The sequence below is a fragment of the Pseudomonas sp. NPDC090752 genome, from assembly GCF_055584805.1.
Genome location: NZ_JBVJLI010000027.1, coordinates 1 through 21,942, shown reverse-complemented (window position 1 = coordinate 21,942; position 21,942 = coordinate 1). Strand labels below are relative to the sequence as shown.

Sequence of the window (21,942 nt, the reverse complement as noted above, 5' to 3'; positions counted from 1 at the left end):
TTTCGCCAGTCAATCTTCAGCGCCCTTGAGATCAAGGAGTTCAACGTGCCATCGATCTACCAGCTCAAACCCCGCTTCCAGGCCCTGCTGCGCCCTTGGGTCGAACACCTGCACGCCAGTGGTGTCACCGCCAACCAGGTCACCGTCAGTGCCGCCGTAGTCTCGCTGCTGCTGGGCCTGTTGCTGGCCTGGCTCAGCCACATCACCTGGTTGTTCATTTTCATCCCGATCTGGATGCTGCTGCGCATGGCGCTGAACGCCGTCGACGGCATGCTCGCCCGCGAATTCGGTCAGCAGTCCACCCTCGGCGCCTACCTCAATGAACTCTGCGACGTGATCGCCGATGCCGCGCTGTACTTGCCGTTCGCCCTGCTCGCCGGGGTCTGGCCCAGCCTGGTGGTGCTGGTGGTGCTCAGCGCCACGTTCAGCGAATACGCCGGGGTGATGGGCCCGCTGGCTGGCGCATCGCGGCGCTATGACGGGCCGATGGGCAAGAGCGACCGGGCCTTCGCCTTCGGCGTACTGGGCACAGGCGTGGCGTTCGGCCTGCTCCCCGTACCCTGGATCAACGGCCTGTTGCTGGTCATCTTCGCGCTCTCGCTCTATACCCTCTACAACCGGGTTCGTCAGGGGTTGTCCGAAGCCCGTTGAACCCATCGCCGCCGGACAAGGATTTTCGCCATGCGCCAAGCGCAATCGCTGCACTTCTCTACCCATGACGGTGTCGAGCTGCACTACCGTCACTGGCCCGCCACGCGCAACCTGCACCAGCCCCGCCGGGCCGTGGTGATGTTCCACCGGGGTCATGAGCATGGCGGGCGCATGGCCCACCTGGCAGACGAGCTGGACATGCCGGGCTACGATTTTTTCGCCTGGGATGCACGCGGCCACGGCAAGTCGCCGGGCGCACGCGGCGACAGCCCGAGCTTTGCCACCAGCGTGCGCGATGTGCAGACCTTTATCGAACATATCCAGGCGCACCATGGTCTCGCCGAGCAGGACCTGGTGGTGCTGGCGCAGAGTGTCGGCGCCGTGCTGATCGCCACCTGGGCCCACGATTACGCACCCAAGGTGCGCTGCCTGGTACTCGCGTCACCCGCGTTCAAGGTCAAGCTGTACGTGCCCTTCGCCCGCCCGGGGCTGAAACTGCTCAAGGCCGTGCGCGGCAACTTCTTCGTCAACAGCTACGTCAAGCCGCGCCTGCTCACCCATGACCCCGAGCGGGTCATGTCCTATGTGTCCGACCCGCTGATCAGCCGGCCGATTTCGGTGACCATGCTGCTGGGCCTGTACGAGGCCGCCGACCGCGTGTTGGCCGATGCGCAGGCCATTCAGGTGCCGACACAGATGCTGGTTTCCGGCGCAGACCTGGTGGTCGAGCGCATACCGCAGGAGCGTTTCTTCGAGCGCCTGGGCAGCGCACGCAAGGAGCTGCACATCCTGCCAGGATTCTTCCACGACACCCTCGGCGAGCGCGAGCGCGGGCATGCCTTGAAACGCATCGAGCGTTTTGTCGAGCACTGCTTCGACAGCCCGGCCACGCAAGCTTCGCTGCTCGATGCCGACAAGGTCGGCGCCAGCTGCGCCGAAGCCGAAAGCCTGGCCGCGCCCCTGCCCCGCTACTCGCCACGCGACCTCTACTGGCGTGCTACCCGTGCAGGACTGCGCCTGGGCAAAGGGCTGTCGAGCGGCGTGAAGCTGGGGTTCGACACCGGTTTCGATTCCGGCAGCACCCTGGATTACGTCTACCGCAACCAACCGACGGGCAAGGGCAAGCTGGGGCGGATGATCGACCAGAACTACCTCGGCGCCATTGGCTGGCGCGGCATCCGCCAGCGCAAGCTGCATGTCGAGGAACTGCTGCGCCTGGCCATTGCACGGTTGCGCGAACAGCAGCGGCCGGTGCATATCGTCGATATCGCCGCGGGTCACGGTCGTTACATCCTCGAAGCCTTGCAGGAACTGGAGCAGCTGCCCGATTCGATCCTGCTGCGCGACTACAGCGAACTGAACGTGCAGCAAGGCAGCGCTCTGATTGCCGAAAAGGGCCTGGCCGACATCGCCCGTTTCGTCCAGGGCGATGCCTTCGACCGCGAAAGCCTCGCCTGGCTGGAGCCGCGCCCCACGTTGGCAGTGGTGTCCGGCCTCTATGAACTGTTCCCCAGCAACACCTTGGTGAGCAATTCGTTGTCGGGCCTGGCCGAGGCCGTCGAGTACGGCGGTTACCTGGTGTACACCGGCCAACCCTGGCACCCACAGCTGGAGATGATCGCCCGCGCCTTGACCAGCCATCGCGGAGGTGAGGCCTGGGTCATGCGCCGGCGCAGCCAGGCAGAGATGGACCAGCTGGTGGAGGCGGCGGGCTTCCGCAAGCTGGCCCAGCGTATCGATGAGTGGGGCATCTTCAGCGTCAGCCTGGCACAGCGAGTGCGGGAATGAACCCACCCCGCGAGCCCGGGCTGATCCGCCGGGGCGTGCTCTGGTTGCTGTTGCTGGGGCCGTTCTTTTTCCTCAGCTACGGCCTGGTCAACAACCATACGGCTGGCCGCGATGACGTCGGCAGCCTGGTGTTCGATTGGGAACAGCACATGCCGCTGTGGCCGTGGACGATCATCCCGTACTGGTCGATCGACCTGCTTTACGGGTTGTCCTTCCTGTTGCCACGCACACGCCAGGAAATGGACCGGCATGCCTTGGCATTGCTGACCGCACAGCTGATCAGCGTGACCTGCTTCCTGCTCTGGCCGCTGCGTTTCACCTTCGAGCGGCCGGAGCTGGGCGGTGTGTTCGGCTGGCTGTTCGATGTGTTGATGGGCTTCGACAAGCCCTACAACCAGGCGCCGTCGCTGCATATCGCACTGCTGGTGATCATCTGGACGATGTTTGCCCGGCATGTACAGCGCCAGCCCTGGCGTTGGCTGATGCATGGCTGGATGGCGCTGATCGGCCTCTCGGTGCTGACCACCTGGCAGCATCATTTCATCGATTTGCCCACAGGGGCGCTAGCCGGTTTTGTCTGTGTCTGGCTGTGGCCGCGCGAAGGCCAGCTGCCTTTACAGGGTGCGAGGCTGGCTCGCGTTGCCAAGCGTTGGCGGCTGACAGCATGGTATGGATTGGGGGCGCTGCTGTGCGCGGTGCTGGCGCTCAAGCTGGGTGGTTCATGGATGTGGTTGGCATGGCCGGCAGTGTCGCTGCTGATGGTCGCACTGAACTATGGCGTGCTCGGTGCGGGCGGTTTTCAGAAGGGTCGCGACGGGCGACTTTCGCAGGCCGCTTGTTGGCTGCTTGCGCCTTATCTGATCGGGGCGTGGGTCAATTCGAGGCTGTGGACCTGGCGCCACCCCCAACCGGATGAAGTGTGTGACGGCGTGTTCCTCGGACGCATTCCGGGGCGAGGTGAGATTTCGAGCTTTGCTGGCATCGTCGACCTCTGCGCCGAACTGCCCTGCTCTGCCTGTACCGGCCTCTTCGCGGGCAAGCCCGCTCCCAAAGAGTCCGCACCGAACCTTGTGGGAGCGGGCTTGCCCGCGAAGAGGCCGGTACAGGCAACATACCAATCACTTCCAACCCTTGACCTGATAGCCCCCGACGCCATGCTGCTCCACGAAGCCGCCGAGTTCGTCGAGCACCTGCGTGGCCAAGGCCCCCTACTGGTCTGCTGTGCCCTGGGCTATTCACGCAGCGCCAGCGCGGTGGCTGCCTGGCTGTTACTCAGTGGTCGCTGCAGCGACGCAGACCAAGCCGAGGCGCTGATCCGCCAGGCACGCCCCGGTATTGTCCTGCACCCTGCGCACCGCCAAGTGCTGCAGCAACTGGGAGCGCAGCGATGAACCTGCACCTGGTCGCCAGCCTGCTCGGCCGCGGCACCCAGCTCGAACGCCTGTCCGATGGTGTCACCCTGATCGCCTTGGCCTACGGCCTGGCCCCCTTGCTCGGTGCGCCGCTGCATCCGCTGGCCAGCTTGCTGTGCGTGGCACTGCTAGGGATCGGCGTGCTGCACAAGTATTGGGCCATCCGCGTGGCTCTGGATGCACAGCTGTTTGCCCGTTTGAGTGCCAGCAGCGACCTGCCGGCGGACACACAAGCCTTGGACCGCGCCCTGTTCGAGCTGAGCCTCAAGCCGCAAGCCAGCGATACCCGCGACTGGCCCACCCGCAGCCAGGCCGCCCTGGCTCTGTTGCGCCGCCAGGCCGCGTGCCTGGCGCTGCAACTGTTCCTGGCCTTGACTACCCTGCTGACACTGACCTTTACCGGATAACCCTGCGCCATGCTCGCCGCCCTGACCGCCGCCGTCATCACCTCAGCCGCCCGCTTGATCACCGGTGCCCGTGCCTTGTGGCTCGGTTGTACGCCGCTGCCGATACAGCGCCTGTACTTCGCCAACCACAGCAGCCACGGCGACTTCGTACTGCTCTGGGCCTCGCTGCCGGAACCGTTGCGCAAACGCACGCGCCCCGTCGCCGGAGCCGATTACTGGGCCAAGCCTGGCATCCGTGACTTCCTGATCCGCAAGGTGTTCAACGGTGTACTGATCGACCGCCAGCGCAGCGAAGGCCAGGGCAGCCCGCTACAGCCGATCCTCGAAGCAGTGGCTCATGGCGATTCACTGATTTTCTTCCCCGAAGGCACACGTAACCTCGGTGACGAGCCGTTGATGCCCTTCAGGAGCGGCCTATACCACCTGGCGCTCGCCAACCCCGAGGTCGAGTTGGTGCCCGTGTGGATCGCCAACCTCAACCGGGTCATGCCCAAGGGCCGCGCGCTACCCTTGCCCTTGCTGTGCACGCTGAGCTTTGGCGAGCCCCTTCACCTGCACGCCGGCGAAAGCAAGCAGGCCTTTCTCGAGCGGGCCCGCCAGGCCCTGCTGAATTTGGCGCCCAAGGAAACCTGACATGGACGACAACACCCTTTCGCTGTTCGCCGGCATCGGCGCCTTGCTGCTGCTCGCCAGCGTGATCGGCCGCCTGCTCAAGTGGCGCGCCGGCCCCGCGCCGCATGCGGTGATCGACAACCTCAACGCCCGCATCAACGCCTGGTGGGTGATGGTGCTGGTGATCGGCATCGCCTTCGTGTTCGGCAAATACGGCGTGATCGTGCTGTTCTACGGCGTGTCGTTCTACGCGCTGCGCGAATTCATGACGCTCACCCCGACCCGGCGCAGCGACTACCCGGCACTCGTGGCCGCCTTCTACCTGGCGCTGCCGGTGCAGTACCTGCTGATCGCCATGGACTGGTACGGGTTGTTCAGCATCTTCATCCCGGTGTACCTGTTCCTGCTGCTGCCGATCCTGGCCAGCTTCGGTGGCGATACCACGCGCTTTCTCGAACGCGCGTCGAAGGTGCAGTGGGGGTTGATGATCGCGGTGTATTGCGTATCGGCGGTGCCCGCGCTGCTGACCCTGGACATCCCAGGCTTCGAGGGCCGCAACCTGCTGCTCATCGCCTGGTTGATCCTGGTGGTGCAGATCAGCGACGTGCTGCAGTACGTGTGCGGCAAGCTGTTCGGCAAACGCAAGGTGGCGCCCAACCTGTCACCCTCGAAAACCCTCGAAGGCCTGGTCGGCGGCGTGGCACTGGCCACGCTGGTCGGCGCGCTGCTGTGCTGGATCACCCCGTTCAGCTTTTGGCAGGCGGCACTGATGGCATTGACCGTGAATGTGATGGGCTTCTTCGGCGGGTTGGTGATGTCGGCGATCAAGCGCGACCGCGGGGTGAAGGACTGGGGGCACATGATCGAAGGGCATGGCGGCATGCTCGACCGGATGGATTCAGTGTGCTTTGCCGCGCCGGTGTTTTTCCACTTTGTGCGGTATTGGTGGGCTTGATCAACGTGTGCCTGCGTGCCCCATTGGGACCAGTGAGAGCAGCTTTAGCCGCGAAGCAAGCGACGCGGTGGATGGCACCGGCTTCGCCGGTGTTCGCGGCTGAAGCCGCTCTCTTAAGGAATTTCAGTAAGCCCCAGGCTGATGGCTAAGGCACACATAGCGCAGTCAGACACCTGGACGTCGAGCCCAGGCAACTGCGGCTTGACCAATCCCCCTATGGTGTCGAGTCATTCAGTCAGTCACCAGGAGTTGTGCCATGTCCGATTTCATCACCGTCCTGCGCGAAACCTGCCCGACGCCGGTCGTGGACGCCACCAAGTGGAAGCGCATCGGCGGCGATCCTCACACCGTCAACCTCAACGCCTACCTGTCGGCCGACGGCAGCAAGATCATGGGGACCTGGATCTGCACTCCGGGCAAGTTCGAGGTCAATTACGACAAGTGGGAGTTCTGCCACTTCCTCGATGGCTACTGCATCATCACCCCGGAAGGTGAAGAGTCGAAGCACCTGAAGGCCGGAGATGTGTTCGTGATCGAACCGGGTATGAAAGGGACCTGGGAAGTGGTCGAGACCGTGCGCAAGTACTTCGTTTTCGCCTGATCGCAAGCCAAGCTTCGAATGTGTGGGAGCGGGCTTGCCCGCGAAGGCGGCGGTGTGATCACCGACGTATTCGCGGGCAAGCCCGCTCCCACAGGTCCACTCGCTGGTCAATCCTTCTTGCGGTACCCCTCGACAATCGCCGAGAAATCTTTGCCACCCTCGCCACGCAGGCTCATCGCCTGATACAGCTGCTGGGCCACGGCCCCGAGAATCACCGGCTGATGCGCCTGGCGTGCCGCCTCGGTGGCCAGCCCCAGGTCCTTGAGCATCAACTCGGCACCGAAGCCACCGGTATAACCCCGTGATGCCGGCGCGGTCTCGATGATGCCCGGCCAGGGGTTGTAGGTGTCGGAACTCCAGCAACGCCCGGTGGAGCTGTTGATGATGCCGGCCAGCACTTTGGTGTCGATGCCCAGTGCATTGCCCAGCGCCATCGCTTCAGACACGCCGATCATCGAGATGCCCAGCAGCAGGTTGTTGCAGATCTTGGCGATCTGACCAGTGCCGACCTCCCCGCAGTGCACGATGTTGCGGCCCATCTGTTCCAGTACCGGCTTGAGCGTGGCAAACAGTTCCGCACTGGCACCGACCATGAACGTCAAGGTGCCGGCTGCCGCGCCACCGGTGCCGCCGGAAACCGGCGCATCGCCCATGTCCACGCCCTTGGCCGCAGCAGCCTTGGACACATCGCGGGCGGTCTGCGGGTCGATGGTGCTGCAGTCCACGGTCGGTGTGCCGGGCCGCACGCCCGCCAGCACGCCATCTTCGTTCAAATAGACACTGCGCACATGGGCAGCAGCCGGCAGCATGGTGATCACCAGCTCGCTATTGGCCGCTGCTTCCTTGGGCGAGGCGCTGACCTGCCCGCCCAGTTCGGCGAGCTCGGCCAGCACGGCCTTGTTCAGGTCGAACAGGTTCAGCTGATGCCCGGCCTTGATCAGGTTGCGGGCCATGGGCGCGCCCATGTTGCCGAGGCCTATGAATGCGATACGCATGGCGAACTCCTTAGCGCAGGCTGATGGTGGTGTTCACACCGTCATTGACGCTGTCGTCATCGAACCAGCGGGCGGTGACGGTCTTGGTCTGAGTGTAGAACTGCACCACCTGCTTGCCGTACGGGCCGAGGTCGCCAAGCTTGGAGCCACGGGAACCTGTGAAACTGAAGAATGGCACCGGTACCGGAATCGGAATGTTGATACCGACCTGGCCGATGTCGATTTCGCTCTGGAACTTGCGCGCCGCCGCGCCGCTCTGGGTGAACAGGCCGGTGCCGTTGCCGAATGGGTTGGCATTGACCAGGGCGATGGCCTCGTCGAGGGTGTCGACTTCCAGGGTCACCAGCACCGGGCCGAAAATTTCCTGGGTGTACACCTGCATGTCGGTCTTCACCCCGGAGAACAGGGTCGGGCCGACGAAGTTGCCTTGCTCGTAGCCCGGCACCTTCACGTCGCGGCCATCCAGCTCCAGCTTGGCGCCTTCCTTGATACCGCTTTCGATCAGGCCCAGCACGCGCTCCTTGGCGCGCTTGGAAACCACCGGGCCGACATCGGTGCCCGGCTCGTTACCGGCATTCACTTTCAACTTGCTCGCCGCTTCCTTGATATCCGGCAACCACTCACGGGCCTTACCTACCAGCACCGCTACCGAGGTGGCCATGCAACGCTGGCCGGCAGCGCCGAACGCGGCACCGACCAAAGCGTTGATGGTCTGCGTGCGGTTGGCATCGGGCAGCACCACGGCGTGGTTCTTCGCGCCCATCATCGACTGCACGCGCTTGCCGTGCTGGCTGCCCAGGTTGTACACGTGGGTGCCCACCTCGGTGGAGCCGACGAAGGAAATCGCCTTGATGTCCTGGTGCGTGCAAATGGCATCCACCACCTGCTTGCCACCGTGCACCACGTTGAGCACACCGGCCGGCACGCCGGCTTCCAGCGCCAGCTCGACCAGCATCATGGTCGACAGCGGGTCTTGCTCGGACGGTTTGAGCACGAAGGTGTTGCCGCAGACGATGGCCATCGGGAACATCCACAGCGGGATCATTGCCGGGAAGTTGAACGGAGTAATACCAGCGCATACGCCAATCGGCTGACGCAGGGTGTAGGTATCGACGCCACCGGCGACGTTTTCGGCAAACTCGCCCATCTGCAGGGTGCCGATGGAGGCGGCATGCTCGACCACTTCCAGGCCGCGGAAGATGTCACCTTCGGCATCGGCAATGGTCTTGCCCTGCTCGGCGCTGAGGGTCACGGCGATACGCTTGCTGTGTTCGCGGATCAGCGCCTGCAGCTTGAGCATGATGCGCATGCGGGCGCCGATCGGGGTGTCGCGCCAGGTCTTGAAGGCGCGCTCGGCGGCGGCCACGGCGGCGTCCACTTCTTCCACGGTAGCGAACGGGACTCGCGCCAGCACCGCTTGGGTGGCTGGATTGACGATGTCGCGCCATTCGGTGGTTTTCGACTCGACCCACTGGCCGTCGATCAGCAGCTTGACCTGCTCGACCTTGGTCTGGCCGGGGGATTGGGGTGCGTTCATCTGCGTTCTCCTTGGAATTATTGTCAGGACGAGATCGCCAGCGCCGTGCAAACGCGAGGTGGCGTCAGGGGGCTTTTTTCGAGTATAGATGTGCAAACATCCAACAAGAACGCACAAAAAAACCGGATCATCATGCAAAAAGACCTGACCTCCCTCAGTGCGCTGAACTGGGACGATTTGAAGTTCTTCCTCGAAGTGGCGCGCACCCGCAAGGCCAGCAGCGCGGCCAAACGCCTGAGCGTCGACTACACCACGGTGTCGCGGCGCATCACCTCGCTGGAAGGCGCACTGGGTACGTTGCTGTTCGAAAAATCACGCACCAATGGTTTTGTGCTAACCGCAGAAGGCCAACGTTTGCTGGGTTACGCGGAGTCGATCGAAAGCACGCTGCACATGGCCTGCGAGCAAGTGTCCGGGTCTGGTGTGGCATTGTCGGGGCATGTGCGAATGGGCTGCACCGAAGGCTTTGGCAGTTTCTTCGTCACCCCGCAGTTGAGCCATTTCGTCGATGCCTACCCGGCGATCTCGGTGGACATCCTGCCGCTGCCGCACTTCATCAGCCTGTCCAAGCGCGAGGCGGACATCGTCATCGCCCTGGAGCGACCGGAGCATGGGCCTTATGTGTGCTGCAAACTGTGCGACTACCGCCTGCGGCTGTACGCCACCCAGGATTATCTGGACAGCCATGCGCCGATTCAGCAGGTCAGCGACCTGGTGGGCCACCCGTTCATCAGCTATGTGGACGACCTGGCGTTCAGCTCCGAGCTGCTGTACCTGGCCAACTTGATCCCCAATGCGAGTGCGCATTTGCGCAGCACCAGCGTGATTGCCCAGTACACGGCGGCGTTGCAGGGGCGTGGGCTGGCAATCTTGCCGTGTTTTCTGGCGGCGCAGGATGCACGGTTGGTGACGGTGTTGCCTGAGCAGATCGAGGTGACGCGGCAGTTCTGGATGTATTGCCGGGAGGATTTGCGCAAGTTGAAGCGGATTACCCTGTTGTGGGATTACATCCGCGGGGTGACGGAGGCGAATGCGCCGCTGTTGATGGGTGAAACCCGCGAGATGAAGTTCGCTCAAGAATGATGGGGCTGCTTTGCAGCCCATTCGCCGGGCAAGCCCGCTCCCACAAGCTTGAAACTTGCGCTGTGCCTGTGGGAGCGGGCTTGCCCCGCGAATAGGGCAGCGCAGGTCTCAATAAGACGCCACCACGATCGACACCCGCCGGTTCTCGGTGCGCCCCGCGCTGGTGCGGTTATCCGCCACCGGCTGAGTGCTGCCCAGCCCTCGGGTGTTGATGTTCTGCGCCGGCATGCCTACGCCGATCAGCGCCTTGGCTACGCTCTGCGCCCGGCGTTCTGACAGCTGTTGGTTGTAAGCCGCCTTGCCCGAGGCATCGGCATGGCCATCGACGCGCACACCTTGAATGCCCACGCCAAGTAATGCCTTGCCAATCCGCTCGACGAGCGCCTGGCTCGCGCCATTGAGACTGTCCAGGTCACTTCCGAAGAGTACCTTGCCCGACAGGTCGAACGCCCAACCCTCGTCAGTGGGGACAAAGCCTTCGCGCTTGAGCACGGCGACCTGTTCGGCCGTCAGGCCTTTCTGCGGGGTGCTCTGGCAGCCGCTCAGCGCCAGCAAGACCAGCAACAAGGCGACGAAGGAAAAACGCAAACGCTGTATCACGGTTCAGCTCCTGTTCTTGAGATCGGCGGCGGACCGTTCCGTCTGCGCCGCTTGCCACTGGCCACGGCGCTTGCGCTTGGCCTGGTACATCGCCGCGTCTGCGGCATTGAGAAGACTGACGGAGTCGGCGCCATCCTCCGGGTAAAAGGCGATACCGACGCTCAGCGAGGTGCTGATGCTGTCGCCACTGTCCAGCTGCATCGGCAGTTGCATGCTAGCGATAATCTTCTCGGCAATGCGCTCGGCATCGACACGTGATTGCAGCGGTGTCAGCAGCACAGCGAATTCATCGCCGCCCAGGCGCGCTACCAAATCGTGTTCGCGCAGCTGCGCGCGGACACGGTCCGCCACGTTGATCAGCACTTCATCACCCACGGCGTGGCCGAGGCTGTCATTGATCTGCTTGAAGTGGTCGCTGTCGAGGAACAACAGCGCCATGTGATCCTGCTGCCGCGCGGCATTGCGCAGGCTGCGACTGAGGCGGCCCTCGAAGAAGGCGCGGTTGGGCAGGCCGGTGAGGCTGTCGTGGCTGGCCTGGTGGGCCAGGGTGGCATTCTCGTTCTGCAGGTGGCTGTGCCAGACCTCCAGTTCATCGAGCAAGGCGTTGAAGTCATTGCCCAGCTCGTTGAGCTCGGCAATCGGGGCTTCCGGCACGCGGCGGTCAAAACTGCGCTCGCGGCGCGCGCCGTGGGCGACGCTGGCCAGGGCACGCAGGGGGCGCACGATATCGCCAAGTAGGCGCCGCGACAGGTACAGGGCAATAAAAGCGCTGAGGGCCGTGCATAGCAGGATGCCGCCTAGGCCGCTGAGCAGGAACAACAACAGGCTGCGGCCCTGGCCGATCAATTCGATGTGCCCGACTTTCTGCTGCTGGTGCATGATCGGCAGAACGATCGGCTCACCCAGCAAGGCCGTTGCCACTTGCGACTCCAGCTGCCCGAGCATGCCATCAGCGCTGCGTTGCCAATGCGCCAGCTGCTCTGCGTCGTTGTTGAACACCTTGGCATCGGCCACTTCCTCGGACCGGGCGATCAACGCCAACGCCTCGTTGGCGGCAGCACTGTCATCGAACACCACGGCAGCTTCAACGGTGTAATTGATCGAGCGGGCGATCAGGTGCAGGTTGTGGTTGGCATAGACGCGCAGGGCGAGCACGCCCAGCACAGTCAGCGAGATACCGGCCAGACCAACCGCCAACAGGGCCACGCTGAGGTGGCCACGGCCCAATACCGAGCGCAACGTCGGACGAGCGCGTTTTCTGCCCATGGGCTTCATGGCTGCACCGCCCGGCGCCGCGACAGCTGCAGCACGCTAGGATGAATGCGCACCCCGGAACGGGCCACGGAGTCGAGGTTGACCTCGAAGGCCACCTGCTGATCACTGACCCGCAGGCAGAACAAGCTGCCGACCGTACAGGGGTCATCAGCTTCGCTGATGCTCAACACCGGGTGGCCGCTGACCGCCTGGAACAACCGATCACGCTGCCCATGGTCAAGCTTGCCGATGTACACCGCATCGCAGGCCTGGGCCACTTCGCGGTCATCGGCAAGCAGGCGGCGCACCTGCAGTGGTTGGCCGGCGTTCTGCAGGTCACCTTTGATCAGGTCGTCAGCGTATTCGGTGGGGCCCACCAGACACAGGCGCAGCGGCACTGGGTCGGCTGGCCAACGTGCATAGCTGAGAATCCCCAGCACCACCTGGGTCACCGCCTTGGCCCGCTGCTGAGCCTGTACGGAGGTGGCCGAATCCTCCGTCCGCGCAGGGCCGGCCGATAACAACAGCACGGCCAGCAACAGCGAATGCACACAGCCCGTCATTCGTTTCCCGGCCACTGTCATGTGGGAAATCTCTTAGAGTCCCTTCAGATATTGGCGCAACGATAGCACAACGCCGTCAATCCAGTCGGGCTATACCTGCTCAAGCATCAACCCGGAGATGCGCCGAACCTTGCGCGCCACCGCTTCTTCGAAAATACCCTGGCGTGGTTCGATCAGGCTGAAGCAGTGCTTGGCCCGGGTAATGCCGGTGTACACCAACTCCTTGGTCAGTACCGGGTTGAGCGCATCCGGCAACACCAGCGCAGTGTGGCTGAACTCCGAACCCTGGGATTTGTGCACGGTCATGGCGAACACCGTTTCCACTTCGTTGAGACGGCTGGGCAGGATGAAACGTACCCCGCCGCTGCCGTCGTTTCGCGGGAAGGCTACACGCAGCAACGGCTCACCCTGTTCATCCGGCAAGCGCAGGGCGATACCAATGTCGCCGTTCATCAGGCCGAGGCCATAGTCGTTACGCGTCACCAGCACTGGGCGGCCTTCGTACCAAGGCTGCTGGCGGTCGATCAGCCCGGCACTGTGCAGCACCCGCGCTACCCGCTCATTGAGCCCTTCGACACCCCAGGCGCCCTTGCGCACCGCGCACAGCAACTGGAAGTCTTCGAAACTGCGTAGCACCTTACCGGCCCACTGCTCCCAGCATGGGTCGTCGAAGGCGCTGCCAAGCGCGGGGCGGAAACGGCCTACAGCGCGCAGGTAGCTGCGATAGCCCTGTGGGCCTTCGACACCGCGGTTGAGGCCATCGAGTATCAAGCGGTCGAACGCACGGTCGTGCTCACCGCGCAGAGCCAAGCCGAACACATCCGCTGGAGGCATCGTCAACAGGCCGCGTGCTGCCTGGGCCTGCTGGCGATTGACCAAGCGGGCCAACTGGCCAATGCCGCTGCCTTCGCCAAAGCGCCGTGAGAACCGCAGCATCACCACTTGCTGGGCCAAGGGGTTGCGATGTGCATCGCCAGCCTTGAGGCCACTGTCGGTCAACGACTGGCCGCCGATCTGCTCCAGCCAGGCTTGCGTTGCGGGCGAGTAGCAGCCCTCTTCGGCATCCCGACACAGGTCGCCGAGCACCGCGCCCGCCTCGACCGAGGCCAGCTGGTCCTTGTCGCCCAGCAAGATCAGCCGCGCTTTGGGTGGCAGGGCATTGAGCAGGTTGGCCATCATTTCAAGGTCGATCATCGACGCTTCATCGACCACCAGCACATCCAGCGGCAGCGGGTTGCCGGCGTGGTGACGAAAGTGCCGCGACCCTGGACGGCTGCCGAGCAACCGATGCACGGTGCTGACGTCGGTGGGGATCTGACTGCGCACGTCGCCGCTTACCTGCAAGCGCTCGACCTGCTGGCCGATGGATTCGGTCAGGCGCGCGGCGGCCTTGCCGGTCGGTGCCGCCAGGCGGATACGCAGCGGTCTGCCCTGCTCCACCGCAGGTGCCTGCAGCAAGGCCAGCAGGCGCACGACCGTGGTGGTCTTGCCGGTACCCGGGCCGCCGGTGATGATGCTGAAGCCTGCGCGGGTGGCCAGGGCGCAGGCGAGTTTCTGCCAATCCACCTGACCTGCCAGGGCACCTTCGTCGAACAATTGCGCCAGGCGCGCCGCCAGGTCTGACGGCGCCGAGCCTGTCTGGCTCAAGCGTCGACGCAGGGTGTCATCGATCTGCCGCTCATAGCTCCAGTAGCGGCGCAGGTAAAGGCGCTCCGCGCTGATGACCAACGGCCGCGACTGCTGGCCAGGGGCGTTGCCAGCAGCTACCAGGGGGCTTGCGGCAATCCGTTGGCGCCAGGTGTGCAGGTCGAGATTGGCCAGTAGCTGCGAAGGCAGCAGCAGGGGGCCTGCCAACGCATCGCCTTCCGGCGGCAACGACAGGGCGAAGTCCGGCTCGGCCAGCGTCTGCTGCAGGTCGAGGCACACATGCCCGTGGCCGAGCTGGTGGCTGGCCAACGCGGCGGCCAACAGCAGCAATGGGTCACTACCGGGAGCGCGTTCTTCGAGGAAAGATACGAATGCCCGGTCGAGGGCGCGCAACCAGCCACGTTCGACCCAACGATCAAGCAGTTGCAGCAGGTCCGTGCTGTTGTGTTGCGGTGCCAACGCCAACAGGTGCTCGGCATTCAGCGGCGTGGGCAAGAGGTCATCGAGGGTACGACTCATGGCGCGGCTCCAGCAAACAGGTCCTGCTGTTGAGGTGCGTGTACACCCCGGAACAACGCATCGAGGGCGTCGATCAGCTCGCGCGCAGGCTTGGCGAAATACACGCCATGGCCACTGCTGTTGGCACCGCGCAGGAAGATGAATAGCGCACCACCGACATGCAGATCGTAATCGTAATCGGGCAGCCGCGCGCGCAACTGGCGATGCAGGGCGAGCAGATAGAGTACGTACTGGAGGTCGTAACGGTGCGCAAGGATCGCCTTCTCCATGGCCAAAGTGTCGTAGGCCTGGATGTCCTGGCCGAGCCAGTTGGACTTGTAGTCAGCCACGTAATAGCGCCCGTTCAGTTCGAAGGCCAAGTCGATAAAGCCCTTGAACATGCCGTTGAGCACGCTCGGCTGGGCAGCCGGGCGCGCTGCACCTGAGTGGGTGTGACGCACAACCTGGCGATCAAGCTGCTCGGCATCTACTTGGTGGCTGGCGAACCAGAACTCCATTTCGATCTGGTAGTGCTGCAGTTGCGCCAGTGTCAGGGTTACGTCGTGGACAGGCATCGGCTCGCTGAGCAATTGCTGCAGCCATTGGCTGAGCGTTGGGATCCAGCCGGCCCAGTCGCGGCGGTTACAGCGCTGGCCCACGGTGCGCTCGATCAACTTGGGATTGCCGGCGACTTCGGCAAAGCCTTCGCGGCCGGCCCATTCGAGCAGGCCATGGAGGAAGGTGCCGGGGTTTGGCCCGCGCGGGAAACGATGAATATCGCCGCCCTCAGCAGGTACTTCGCGCAATACTTGCGCGTCCACGACCTCGTCATCCAGCAACTGCTGCGCCTGCGAGCTGTCGGCCCCCAGCGTCTGCTCACCAACCCGCAAGGCACTGTAGGACGCGATCCACCAATGCTCGGACGCTGCGCGACGCGGCTTGCGGGCGGGCAACAGTTCGTGTTCGGCATGGGGCGTGCGGTAGCAAGTGTCATCGACCTCCGGTACGCCCGGGCAAGCGATGTGAGGGCAGCTCACCAGCAACTGCCGCAGCCAGTCCCCCAGTTGTGCCGAACCCTGCAACGCCAGGCCACCGCCCAGCAGATAGCCGAGCGCAGAACGGTGCAACTGCGAGCGCTTCTGGTTACCGCGCTTGAGGTCGGCGACACCCAGCCAGCAGGCATGTTGGGCGCGAGTCAGGGCCACATAGAGCAAGCGCAGGTCTTCAGCCAGGCGTTCGTCATCGGCCAAGGCTATTTGCGCCTGGTCGGGGCTCAGGGTCATTTGCGCGTTGCCTTGGCTGTCGTGCCAGGCCAACGGCAGTCGGCTGCCATCCACCGGCTTGTGGGTGCAGATGAACGGCAGGTAGACCAGGGGGTATTCCAGGCCCTTGGACTTGTGGATGGTCACCACCTTGACCAACTGTTCGTCGCTTTCAAGGCGCAGGATCTGCTCTTCACCGGCCTGGCCGGAATGGCAGAGGTGCTCGGCAAGATGGCGAATCAGCGCCTGCTCGCCATCCAGCTCGCCGGCCGCCTGCTGCAGCAGCTCGGCCAGGTGCAGCAGGTTGGTCAGCACGCGCTCGCCATCGCTGCGGGCGATCAGCGTGCGGGGCAGCTGGAAGTCGTGCAGCAGGTGCCGCAGCATTGGCAACACACCCTGGCGCTGCCAGGTGTCGCGGTAGCGACGAAAACGCATGACCCAGGCTTCCCACACGCGCTCGTCCTGGTTCAGCTGGTCGAGCTCGGCCAGCGACAGGTCCAGCGTCAGGCTGGCCAGGGCGGCCTTGAGCAGACGCTCGGAATCGGGTTCAGCACAGGCCTTGAGCCAGGCCAGCAAGTCGTGCGCCTCTTGAGCGGCGAACACCGAATCCTTGTCGGAAAGATAAACGCTGCGCACATCGCGAGCTGCAAGCTGCGCACGGACCAGCTGCGCTTCGTGGCCATCGCGCACCAGAATGGCGATGTCGGATGGCAAGCAGGGACGAAGTTCGCCGTCAGCCTGGCGCACACCGCTGACGCCGAGTTGGCCACCATTGAGCAGGGCGACAATGTGGCTGGCGCAACTGGCTGCCATTTGTTGTCTGTATAGGGTGCTTGAAACGGGTTCATCGCTTTCCAGTTGCCAGAATTGTAAGGCGGCACTGGTTTCGCCGTTGATCTCCAGCTGCTCGCTGCGGCCTTTGGCGCGCACCTCGATGAACGGCATCGGGTTGTCGTCGGTTTCGCGGAACAGGAAGGCGCCGCGCCCTTGCTCACGCACTTCGGCCTGCAGGAACACCTGATTGACCGCCGCCACCATCGCTTGGCTGGAGCGGTAGTTGGTGTCCAGGCTGTGCAGCCGCCCGGCTGTGGCACGCCGGGCGGACAGGTAGGTGTAGATATCGGCGCCACGGAAGGCGTAGATCGCCTGCTTGGGGTCACCGATCATGAACAGGCCGGTTTCCGCGCTGTTTTCGCTGATGCGGTAGATGCGTTCGAAAATGCCGTACTGAACGGGGTCGGTGTCCTGGAACTCATCGATCAACGCGACCGGGAACTGCTCGCGGATCAGGCTGGCCAGCCGCTCGCCTGCATCACTGGCCAAGGCATGCTGCAAGCGCAGCAGCATGTCGTCGAAGCCCATCTCGGCGCGGCGGCGCTTTTCCACCTCGAAGCGCGCTGAAACCCAGGCGGCAGCGTGTTCGAGCAAACGTGCATCCGGGCTGGCCAGGGCCTGCAGCTGTTGCGGCAGGCTTTGCATGGCATGCAGGGCCGGGTGTTCAGGCGGCTCACCGACCTTCCACGCTTCGGCCATGCCGTCAGGGGTCAGGCGGGAGAAGCCAGTTCCCAGGTCAAGTTCTACCACCTGCTCGTCAGCGGCCCAGGCGCGTAGCTTTTCGAACCACGGCTCGTAGTAGCGCGCCTGGAGCTTGCGACCATCCGCCTGCTTGGCGGCGACGGCATCCCGGCAGATCTGCTGCAACGCGTCGGCCCACTGCAGCCAGGGCGACTTCAACTGGCGCAACTGATCGACCCGCTGCTGCAGTGCAGCATCGATCAACGCTTGCGGCTCTTGCTCGTCCTGCTGGGCACGCACGCGGCCAAACAGCGGGCGGATTCGCGGCAACAGTGCGTCGGGACTGCCCCAGTGCTCACGCACCCAGGCCAGTGCCTGCCCCTGCATGCCATAGCAGAAGCGCCGCCAGTAGTCGCGCATGACCTGGCCGAGCAGGTCGCTGTGGTCGGTTTCCAGGCTCTGGGTGAACAGGCTGCCGCTGTCGAAGGCATGCTCTCGCAGCATCCGCTGGCACCAGCCATGGATGGTCGACACGGCCGCTTCGTCCATCCACTGCACAGCGACCTCCAGGCGGTTCGCGCAACGCGGCCACTGGTCCTCTGAATAGTCGTCACGCAGTTGGTACAGCAGCGGATCGGCGCCAGGCAATTCGCCGCGGAAGAAACGCGCAGCTTCGGCCAGCCGTGCACGAATGCGCTCGCGCAGCTCCTTGGTGGCGGCGTCGGTGAAGGTCACCACGAGTATCTGCGGCGGCAGCAGCTCGCGGCCGAAGCCTTGCTCGCCACCATGACCGAGGACTAGACGCAGGTACAGCGCGGAAATGGTGAAGGTCTTGCCGGTGCCGGCGCTGGCCTCGATCAGTTGGCTGCCGTGCAGGGGAAAACTCAGTGCCAGGGGACGGACCTGGGTCATGCGCTACTCTCCGGGTTGCCCAGGGTCTGCCAGGCGGCGCTGAATAATGGGCGGTACAGGGTTTCGCACCAGCCTTCGAAAGTTTCGTCGGCGCTGAGCGCGGCGAAGTCGCGGAACTGCCGGGCCAGGGCCAGGCTTTCGCTGCGCTCACCGAAGCTGGTGCGTCCGTCGCCTTCGTAGGCATGGAAGGCAGCTGCGAGCGCTTTTTCAGGGTCGTCCTGGGCCAGCCAGGCGAATGCGGTCTTGGCGGCTACCGGCAGTGGCGCATTCATGGCGGCCTGGCGCGACACCAGCAGATGGCCCAGTTGCTCGGCAGCTTCATGTTGTGGCAGCGGTGCGAGCAACAGGGTGACGTCACTGGCCAGCAGCGCGCTGTGCAGTGGATAGCCTGCGGCACAGGCGGCGAGGTGCATGACCCAGCTGGCGATCAGGCGGTGCCACTTGAGGCTGTTGCGCCCGGCGCTAAGGGTATTTGGCAATGTAGTGATACTCAGCAGGCTTTGATCACCGGCCTGAAACACTCGACCAAGCCAGCCTTCCAGGCGATGACCGCCGTGCTCGAAATGGATCGGCAGCGCGCCTTCGACCACGTCGGGCCAGCGTTGCAACAATTGACGATGGCGCTGCAGCAGATCAGGCAGCGGCTGGATCAGCTCGGCTTGCAACAGCTCGCCGAACCCGGCCAAAGGCAGCATGCCGCAAGCCTGCAGCCGGCGCGCCTGGGCCAGTAGCGCCTGTTCAGCGTTTTCCGGGTCGGCCAATGCGGCACCAAGCAGTTGCTCGCTGGCGCCGTAGCGCTGCAGTGCGTCGAGGACGAACGGCTCTTCATCCGGCGTCGGGGCTTCGAGCGCCTCGAAAAACACTTTCAGCCGCTGGCTGAAGAAATGCCGTACCGGGTGGCGCAAAAAGTCCTGCAACTGCGTCAGGGTCAGTGCTTCATCGTTGCTGTAAGGGGGCAGACCGAGTGCGGGCCGTTGATCCTCATCGACTTGCTGGTGCAGCAACTGCCACTCATGGGCATAGCTGAACAGCGCACTGCCCTTCTGGAAGTAGCGGGGGCTGAATGGTTGCAGCGGGTGTTCTTGAGTCAGTACGTGCAGCAACTGCTCGCCCGCCTGCGGATCTTTGCCATCACCGGCCAACCGCCAACCGCCAGCCAGGTGATCGCGCAGCTGGCCGATGAGCACAGAAGCCGGGCGCTCGCTGTTGTCGCGAATGCTGCGGCCTATCCAGCTGATGTAGAGCTGGTCGCGTGCCGACAGCAGCGCTTCGAGCAACAAGTAACGGTCATCCTCACGGCGCGAACGATCGCCAGGGCGGTAGTCGCTGGCCATCAGGTCGAAATCCAGCGGCTGCTGGGCACGTGGATAATCGCCATCGTTCATGCCCAGCAGGCAGACCACACGGAACGGGATGGCGCGCATGGGCATGAGCGTGCAGAAGTTCACGGAGCCTGCGAGAAAACGCTGGGACAACTTGCCTTGATCGAGGCCCGACAGCCAGGCTTCGCGGATAACCGTGAGCGGCAGCTGGTCTTGCAGGCCAACGGTCTCGCAGACCTCCAGCCAGCTATCGCGCAGCTCCTGCAATTGCATCAGCAGGAACTCGTCGTGCTCGTCCTCAGCGAAGAAGAACACCTGCAACAGCGCATTCAGGCGCTCCCCCCACTGGGCTGCCGTAGCAGGTTGGGACAAAGCCTGGTTGGCCACATCGAGGGCGTCGAGCAAGGCTACCAACGGGCCGATCAAGGCTGCATCCAGGCCGCCGATTTCGTCATAAGGCTCAATACCGTCGCAACCTTCGCCCACACCGACGGCATAACCCAGCAGCATTCGCCGCAGGCCGAACCGCCAGCTGTTCTGCTCCAGGCCTTCGGGCAGGCCGAGGGTTGCCCGCTGCTCGGCATTCAGGCCCCAGCGGATACCGGCGCCTTCAATCCAGCGGTGCAGGGTCGGCAGGTCGCTTTCGCGGATGCCGAAGCGTGCCCGCACCGCTGGAACGTCCAGCAGGTCAAGGACTTCACTGACGGCAAAACGGCTGTCTGGCAGTTTGAGCAGGTGTTCCAGGGCAATCAGCAGTGGGTCGCGCCCACGCTGGCCCTGGTCGGTCAGGGTAAAGGGGATATAACGCGGGTCGTTACGCTGCAGTTGGCCGAATACGGCGCGGATATGCGGCGCATAAATGTCGATTGCCGGGAGCATGACGATGACGTCACGCGGGCGCAGGGTCGGGTCGGCACTGAACCGCGCCAACAGTTGATCGTGCAAGATCTCCACTTCGCGCTGTGGGCTGTGGGCGACGTGGAATCGAACCGAACGGTCCTTGGTTGGATCGACTGCCGGCCACAGCTCGCGGGTTTCAGAGAGTGGGCGCAGTTCTAGGATATCGTCCTGCAGTTGATTAAGCAGGTTTGTCGGTTCGCTTTCACTGAACAGGTCAATGCGGCCATCGCTGAATACACCTTGGTAGCTGCCGGGGTCATCGTAGCTGTCGAGCAGATTGATGTAGTCACGGCCTTGTTTGCCCCAGGCAGCCAGCAAGGGGTGGGCATGCTGGTGCAATGACTCGTCGTCCAATTGCAAAGGCATGCCCTGCTTGCGTTGCTGGCGCTTGTACTGGTGGCGCAACAGGTCCTTGTCAGCAACGATGTCGGCCCAATGATGGCGACAAGGGTTGTGCACGCACAGCAGCACCTGGCTGAAACGGGCGAGACCGGCCAGCGCTTCCAGCGCTTGGGCGGGCAAGGAGGAGATGCCGAACACGATCACTCGCGAAGGCAGCCCGGCAGGTGGCTGCTCAAGGCTGTTGATGCGCTCGATGAAACGTTGATGCACCCCTGCCCGGCTCTGGGCCATGCCCTGCTCGCCGACATCTTCGAGCAATGCTCTCCATAGCTCGGCTTGCCAGCGGTTGCCGGGAGCCAGCGGTTTTCGCTCGCCTCGGGCCGTGTTGAGGATGTGCTCACCAGCAGCCCAGTCCTTCAGCCAGTCGGCGCGGTAGACCTGATACTGGTCGAACAGGTCAGCCAGACGTTCTGACAGTTGATAGCGTTTACGCAGGTCACTGTCATCGGTGAGGAAGCGCCGCAGCGGCTCGAAATAGGGGCGCTCGATCAGCGATGGCAGCAGACGCATAAGGCGCCAGGTGAGGGGCGCCTTATCGAGCAGTGAAACCTCGGGAATCTCCTCGCGGCCCAACACTTTTCTGTACAGCTGCCACATGAAGCTGCCTGGCAACTGCACATCGATGGCGGCGGCAATGCCACAGCCCCCCTGATCATCGTCGAGCGGATCTTCGGCCAGCGCCAGTTTGAGCCATTGGGCGATGCCATTACTCTGTACCAGGGCAATCTCGTTTTCCAGCGGTGCCAACGGATAGCGGCGCATCCAGCTCACCACCAGGCTGCGCAGGTCGTCCAGGCGGTTGCCGTGCACGATCATGAAGCCGGGGTGGAGTGAAATGGAATTGGCCATTGAGGATTCTCTAGGAGACGGCTGCGAACTGATAGGGAACGATATCACGGCTGGCTGCAGTTACCGGGCTAAGTAAAATCCAGAAAAGACAAAACCCCTACCTGCTCGCGCAGATAGGGGTTTTGCGAAATGAATCTTGACGATGACCTACTCTCACATGGGGAAACCCCACACTAC

The 21,942-nt window shown here is 63.6% G+C and carries 16 protein-coding genes; 8 read left to right on the top strand and 8 right to left on the bottom strand.

The window, feature by feature from the left end; genetic code table 11:
• Positions 1 to 45 precede the first annotated feature (45 nt).
• The 7 genes from ACZ6YA_RS24710 (at position 46) to ACZ6YA_RS24680 (ending at position 6,426) form a co-directional block, all read left to right on the top strand.
• Positions 46 to 651, top strand: a complete 606-nt coding sequence (locus ACZ6YA_RS24710; protein WP_465900216.1) for a CDP-alcohol phosphatidyltransferase family protein — start codon at positions 46 to 48, stop codon at positions 649 to 651.
• A gap of 30 nt (positions 652 to 681) precedes the next feature.
• Entirely contained in the window at positions 682 to 2,439 is a 1,758-nt protein-coding gene (locus tag ACZ6YA_RS24705) for a bifunctional alpha/beta hydrolase/class I SAM-dependent methyltransferase (RefSeq protein ID WP_465900215.1), read from the top strand.
• The gene (locus ACZ6YA_RS24700) at positions 2,436 to 3,830 is read left to right on the top strand and encodes a phosphatase PAP2/dual specificity phosphatase family protein (RefSeq protein WP_465900214.1); all 1,395 of its coding nucleotides are present in this window, start codon (positions 2,436 to 2,438) and stop codon (positions 3,828 to 3,830) included. The genes ACZ6YA_RS24705 and ACZ6YA_RS24700 overlap by 4 nt, the downstream gene beginning before the upstream one ends.
• Positions 3,827 to 4,258 (top strand): hypothetical protein, encoded by a 432-nt coding sequence (locus tag ACZ6YA_RS24695; protein ID WP_465900212.1) that lies wholly within the window; start codon positions 3,827 to 3,829, stop codon positions 4,256 to 4,258. Before ACZ6YA_RS24700 ends, ACZ6YA_RS24695 begins: the two co-directional genes overlap by 4 nt.
• Positions 4,259 to 4,267: 9 nt before the next feature.
• Positions 4,268 to 4,891, top strand: a complete 624-nt coding sequence (locus ACZ6YA_RS24690) for a lysophospholipid acyltransferase family protein (RefSeq protein ID WP_465900211.1) — start codon at positions 4,268 to 4,270, stop codon at positions 4,889 to 4,891.
• Between the two features lies 1 nt (position 4,892).
• The gene (locus ACZ6YA_RS24685; RefSeq protein ID WP_465900209.1) at positions 4,893 to 5,825 is read left to right on the top strand and encodes a phosphatidate cytidylyltransferase; all 933 of its coding nucleotides are present in this window, start codon (positions 4,893 to 4,895) and stop codon (positions 5,823 to 5,825) included.
• Between the two features lie 256 nt (positions 5,826 to 6,081).
• Complete coding sequence (locus tag ACZ6YA_RS24680) at positions 6,082 to 6,426, top strand: cupin domain-containing protein (protein ID WP_465900207.1); 345 nt, start codon at positions 6,082 to 6,084, stop codon at positions 6,424 to 6,426.
• Between the two features lie 107 nt (positions 6,427 to 6,533).
• Here the strand turns inward: ACZ6YA_RS24680 and mmsB are convergent, their stop codons facing one another.
• Both mmsB and ACZ6YA_RS24670 read right to left on the bottom strand, forming a co-directional pair.
• A complete protein-coding gene (gene mmsB / locus ACZ6YA_RS24675; RefSeq protein ID WP_465900205.1) occupies positions 6,534 to 7,421 on the bottom strand; it encodes a 3-hydroxyisobutyrate dehydrogenase in 888 nt (295 codons plus the stop codon).
• A 10-nt stretch (positions 7,422 to 7,431) separates the two neighbouring features.
• A complete protein-coding gene (locus tag ACZ6YA_RS24670; RefSeq protein ID WP_465900203.1) occupies positions 7,432 to 8,958 on the bottom strand; it encodes a CoA-acylating methylmalonate-semialdehyde dehydrogenase in 1,527 nt (508 codons plus the stop codon).
• 132 nt (positions 8,959 to 9,090) lie between these two features.
• On the opposite strand from ACZ6YA_RS24670, the gene ACZ6YA_RS24665 reads away from it, so the two are divergent.
• A complete protein-coding gene (locus tag ACZ6YA_RS24665) occupies positions 9,091 to 10,041 on the top strand; it encodes a LysR family transcriptional regulator (protein WP_465900202.1) in 951 nt (316 codons plus the stop codon).
• Between the two features lie 108 nt (positions 10,042 to 10,149).
• On the opposite strand, the gene yfiB is transcribed toward ACZ6YA_RS24665, so the two are convergent.
• The 6 genes from yfiB to recC form a co-directional block, all read right to left on the bottom strand.
• Entirely contained in the window at positions 10,150 to 10,641 is a 492-nt protein-coding gene (yfiB, locus tag ACZ6YA_RS24660; protein ID WP_465900200.1) for an outer membrane lipoprotein YfiB, read from the bottom strand.
• Between the two features lie 3 nt (positions 10,642 to 10,644).
• The gene (gene dgcN, locus ACZ6YA_RS24655) at positions 10,645 to 11,907 is read right to left on the bottom strand and encodes a diguanylate cyclase DgcN/YfiN (RefSeq protein ID WP_465900199.1); all 1,263 of its coding nucleotides are present in this window, start codon (positions 11,905 to 11,907) and stop codon (positions 10,645 to 10,647) included.
• A 5-nt stretch (positions 11,908 to 11,912) separates the two neighbouring features.
• A complete protein-coding gene (gene yfiR, locus ACZ6YA_RS24650) occupies positions 11,913 to 12,479 on the bottom strand; it encodes a regulatory sequestration protein YfiR (RefSeq protein WP_465900197.1) in 567 nt (188 codons plus the stop codon).
• 69 nt (positions 12,480 to 12,548) lie between these two features.
• Positions 12,549 to 14,624, bottom strand: a complete 2,076-nt coding sequence (gene recD / locus ACZ6YA_RS24645; RefSeq protein WP_465900196.1) for an exodeoxyribonuclease V subunit alpha — start codon at positions 14,622 to 14,624, stop codon at positions 12,549 to 12,551.
• Positions 14,621 to 18,292 (bottom strand): exodeoxyribonuclease V subunit beta, encoded by a 3,672-nt coding sequence (gene recB, locus ACZ6YA_RS24640; protein WP_465900194.1) that lies wholly within the window; start codon positions 18,290 to 18,292, stop codon positions 14,621 to 14,623. The genes recD and recB overlap by 4 nt, the downstream gene beginning before the upstream one ends.
• Positions 18,289 to 21,765, bottom strand: coding sequence for an exodeoxyribonuclease V subunit gamma (gene recC, locus ACZ6YA_RS24635; protein ID WP_465900192.1), 3,477 nt, complete (start codon positions 21,763 to 21,765; stop codon positions 18,289 to 18,291). Before recC ends, recB begins: the two co-directional genes overlap by 4 nt.
• Between the last annotated feature and the right edge of the window lie 177 nt (positions 21,766 to 21,942).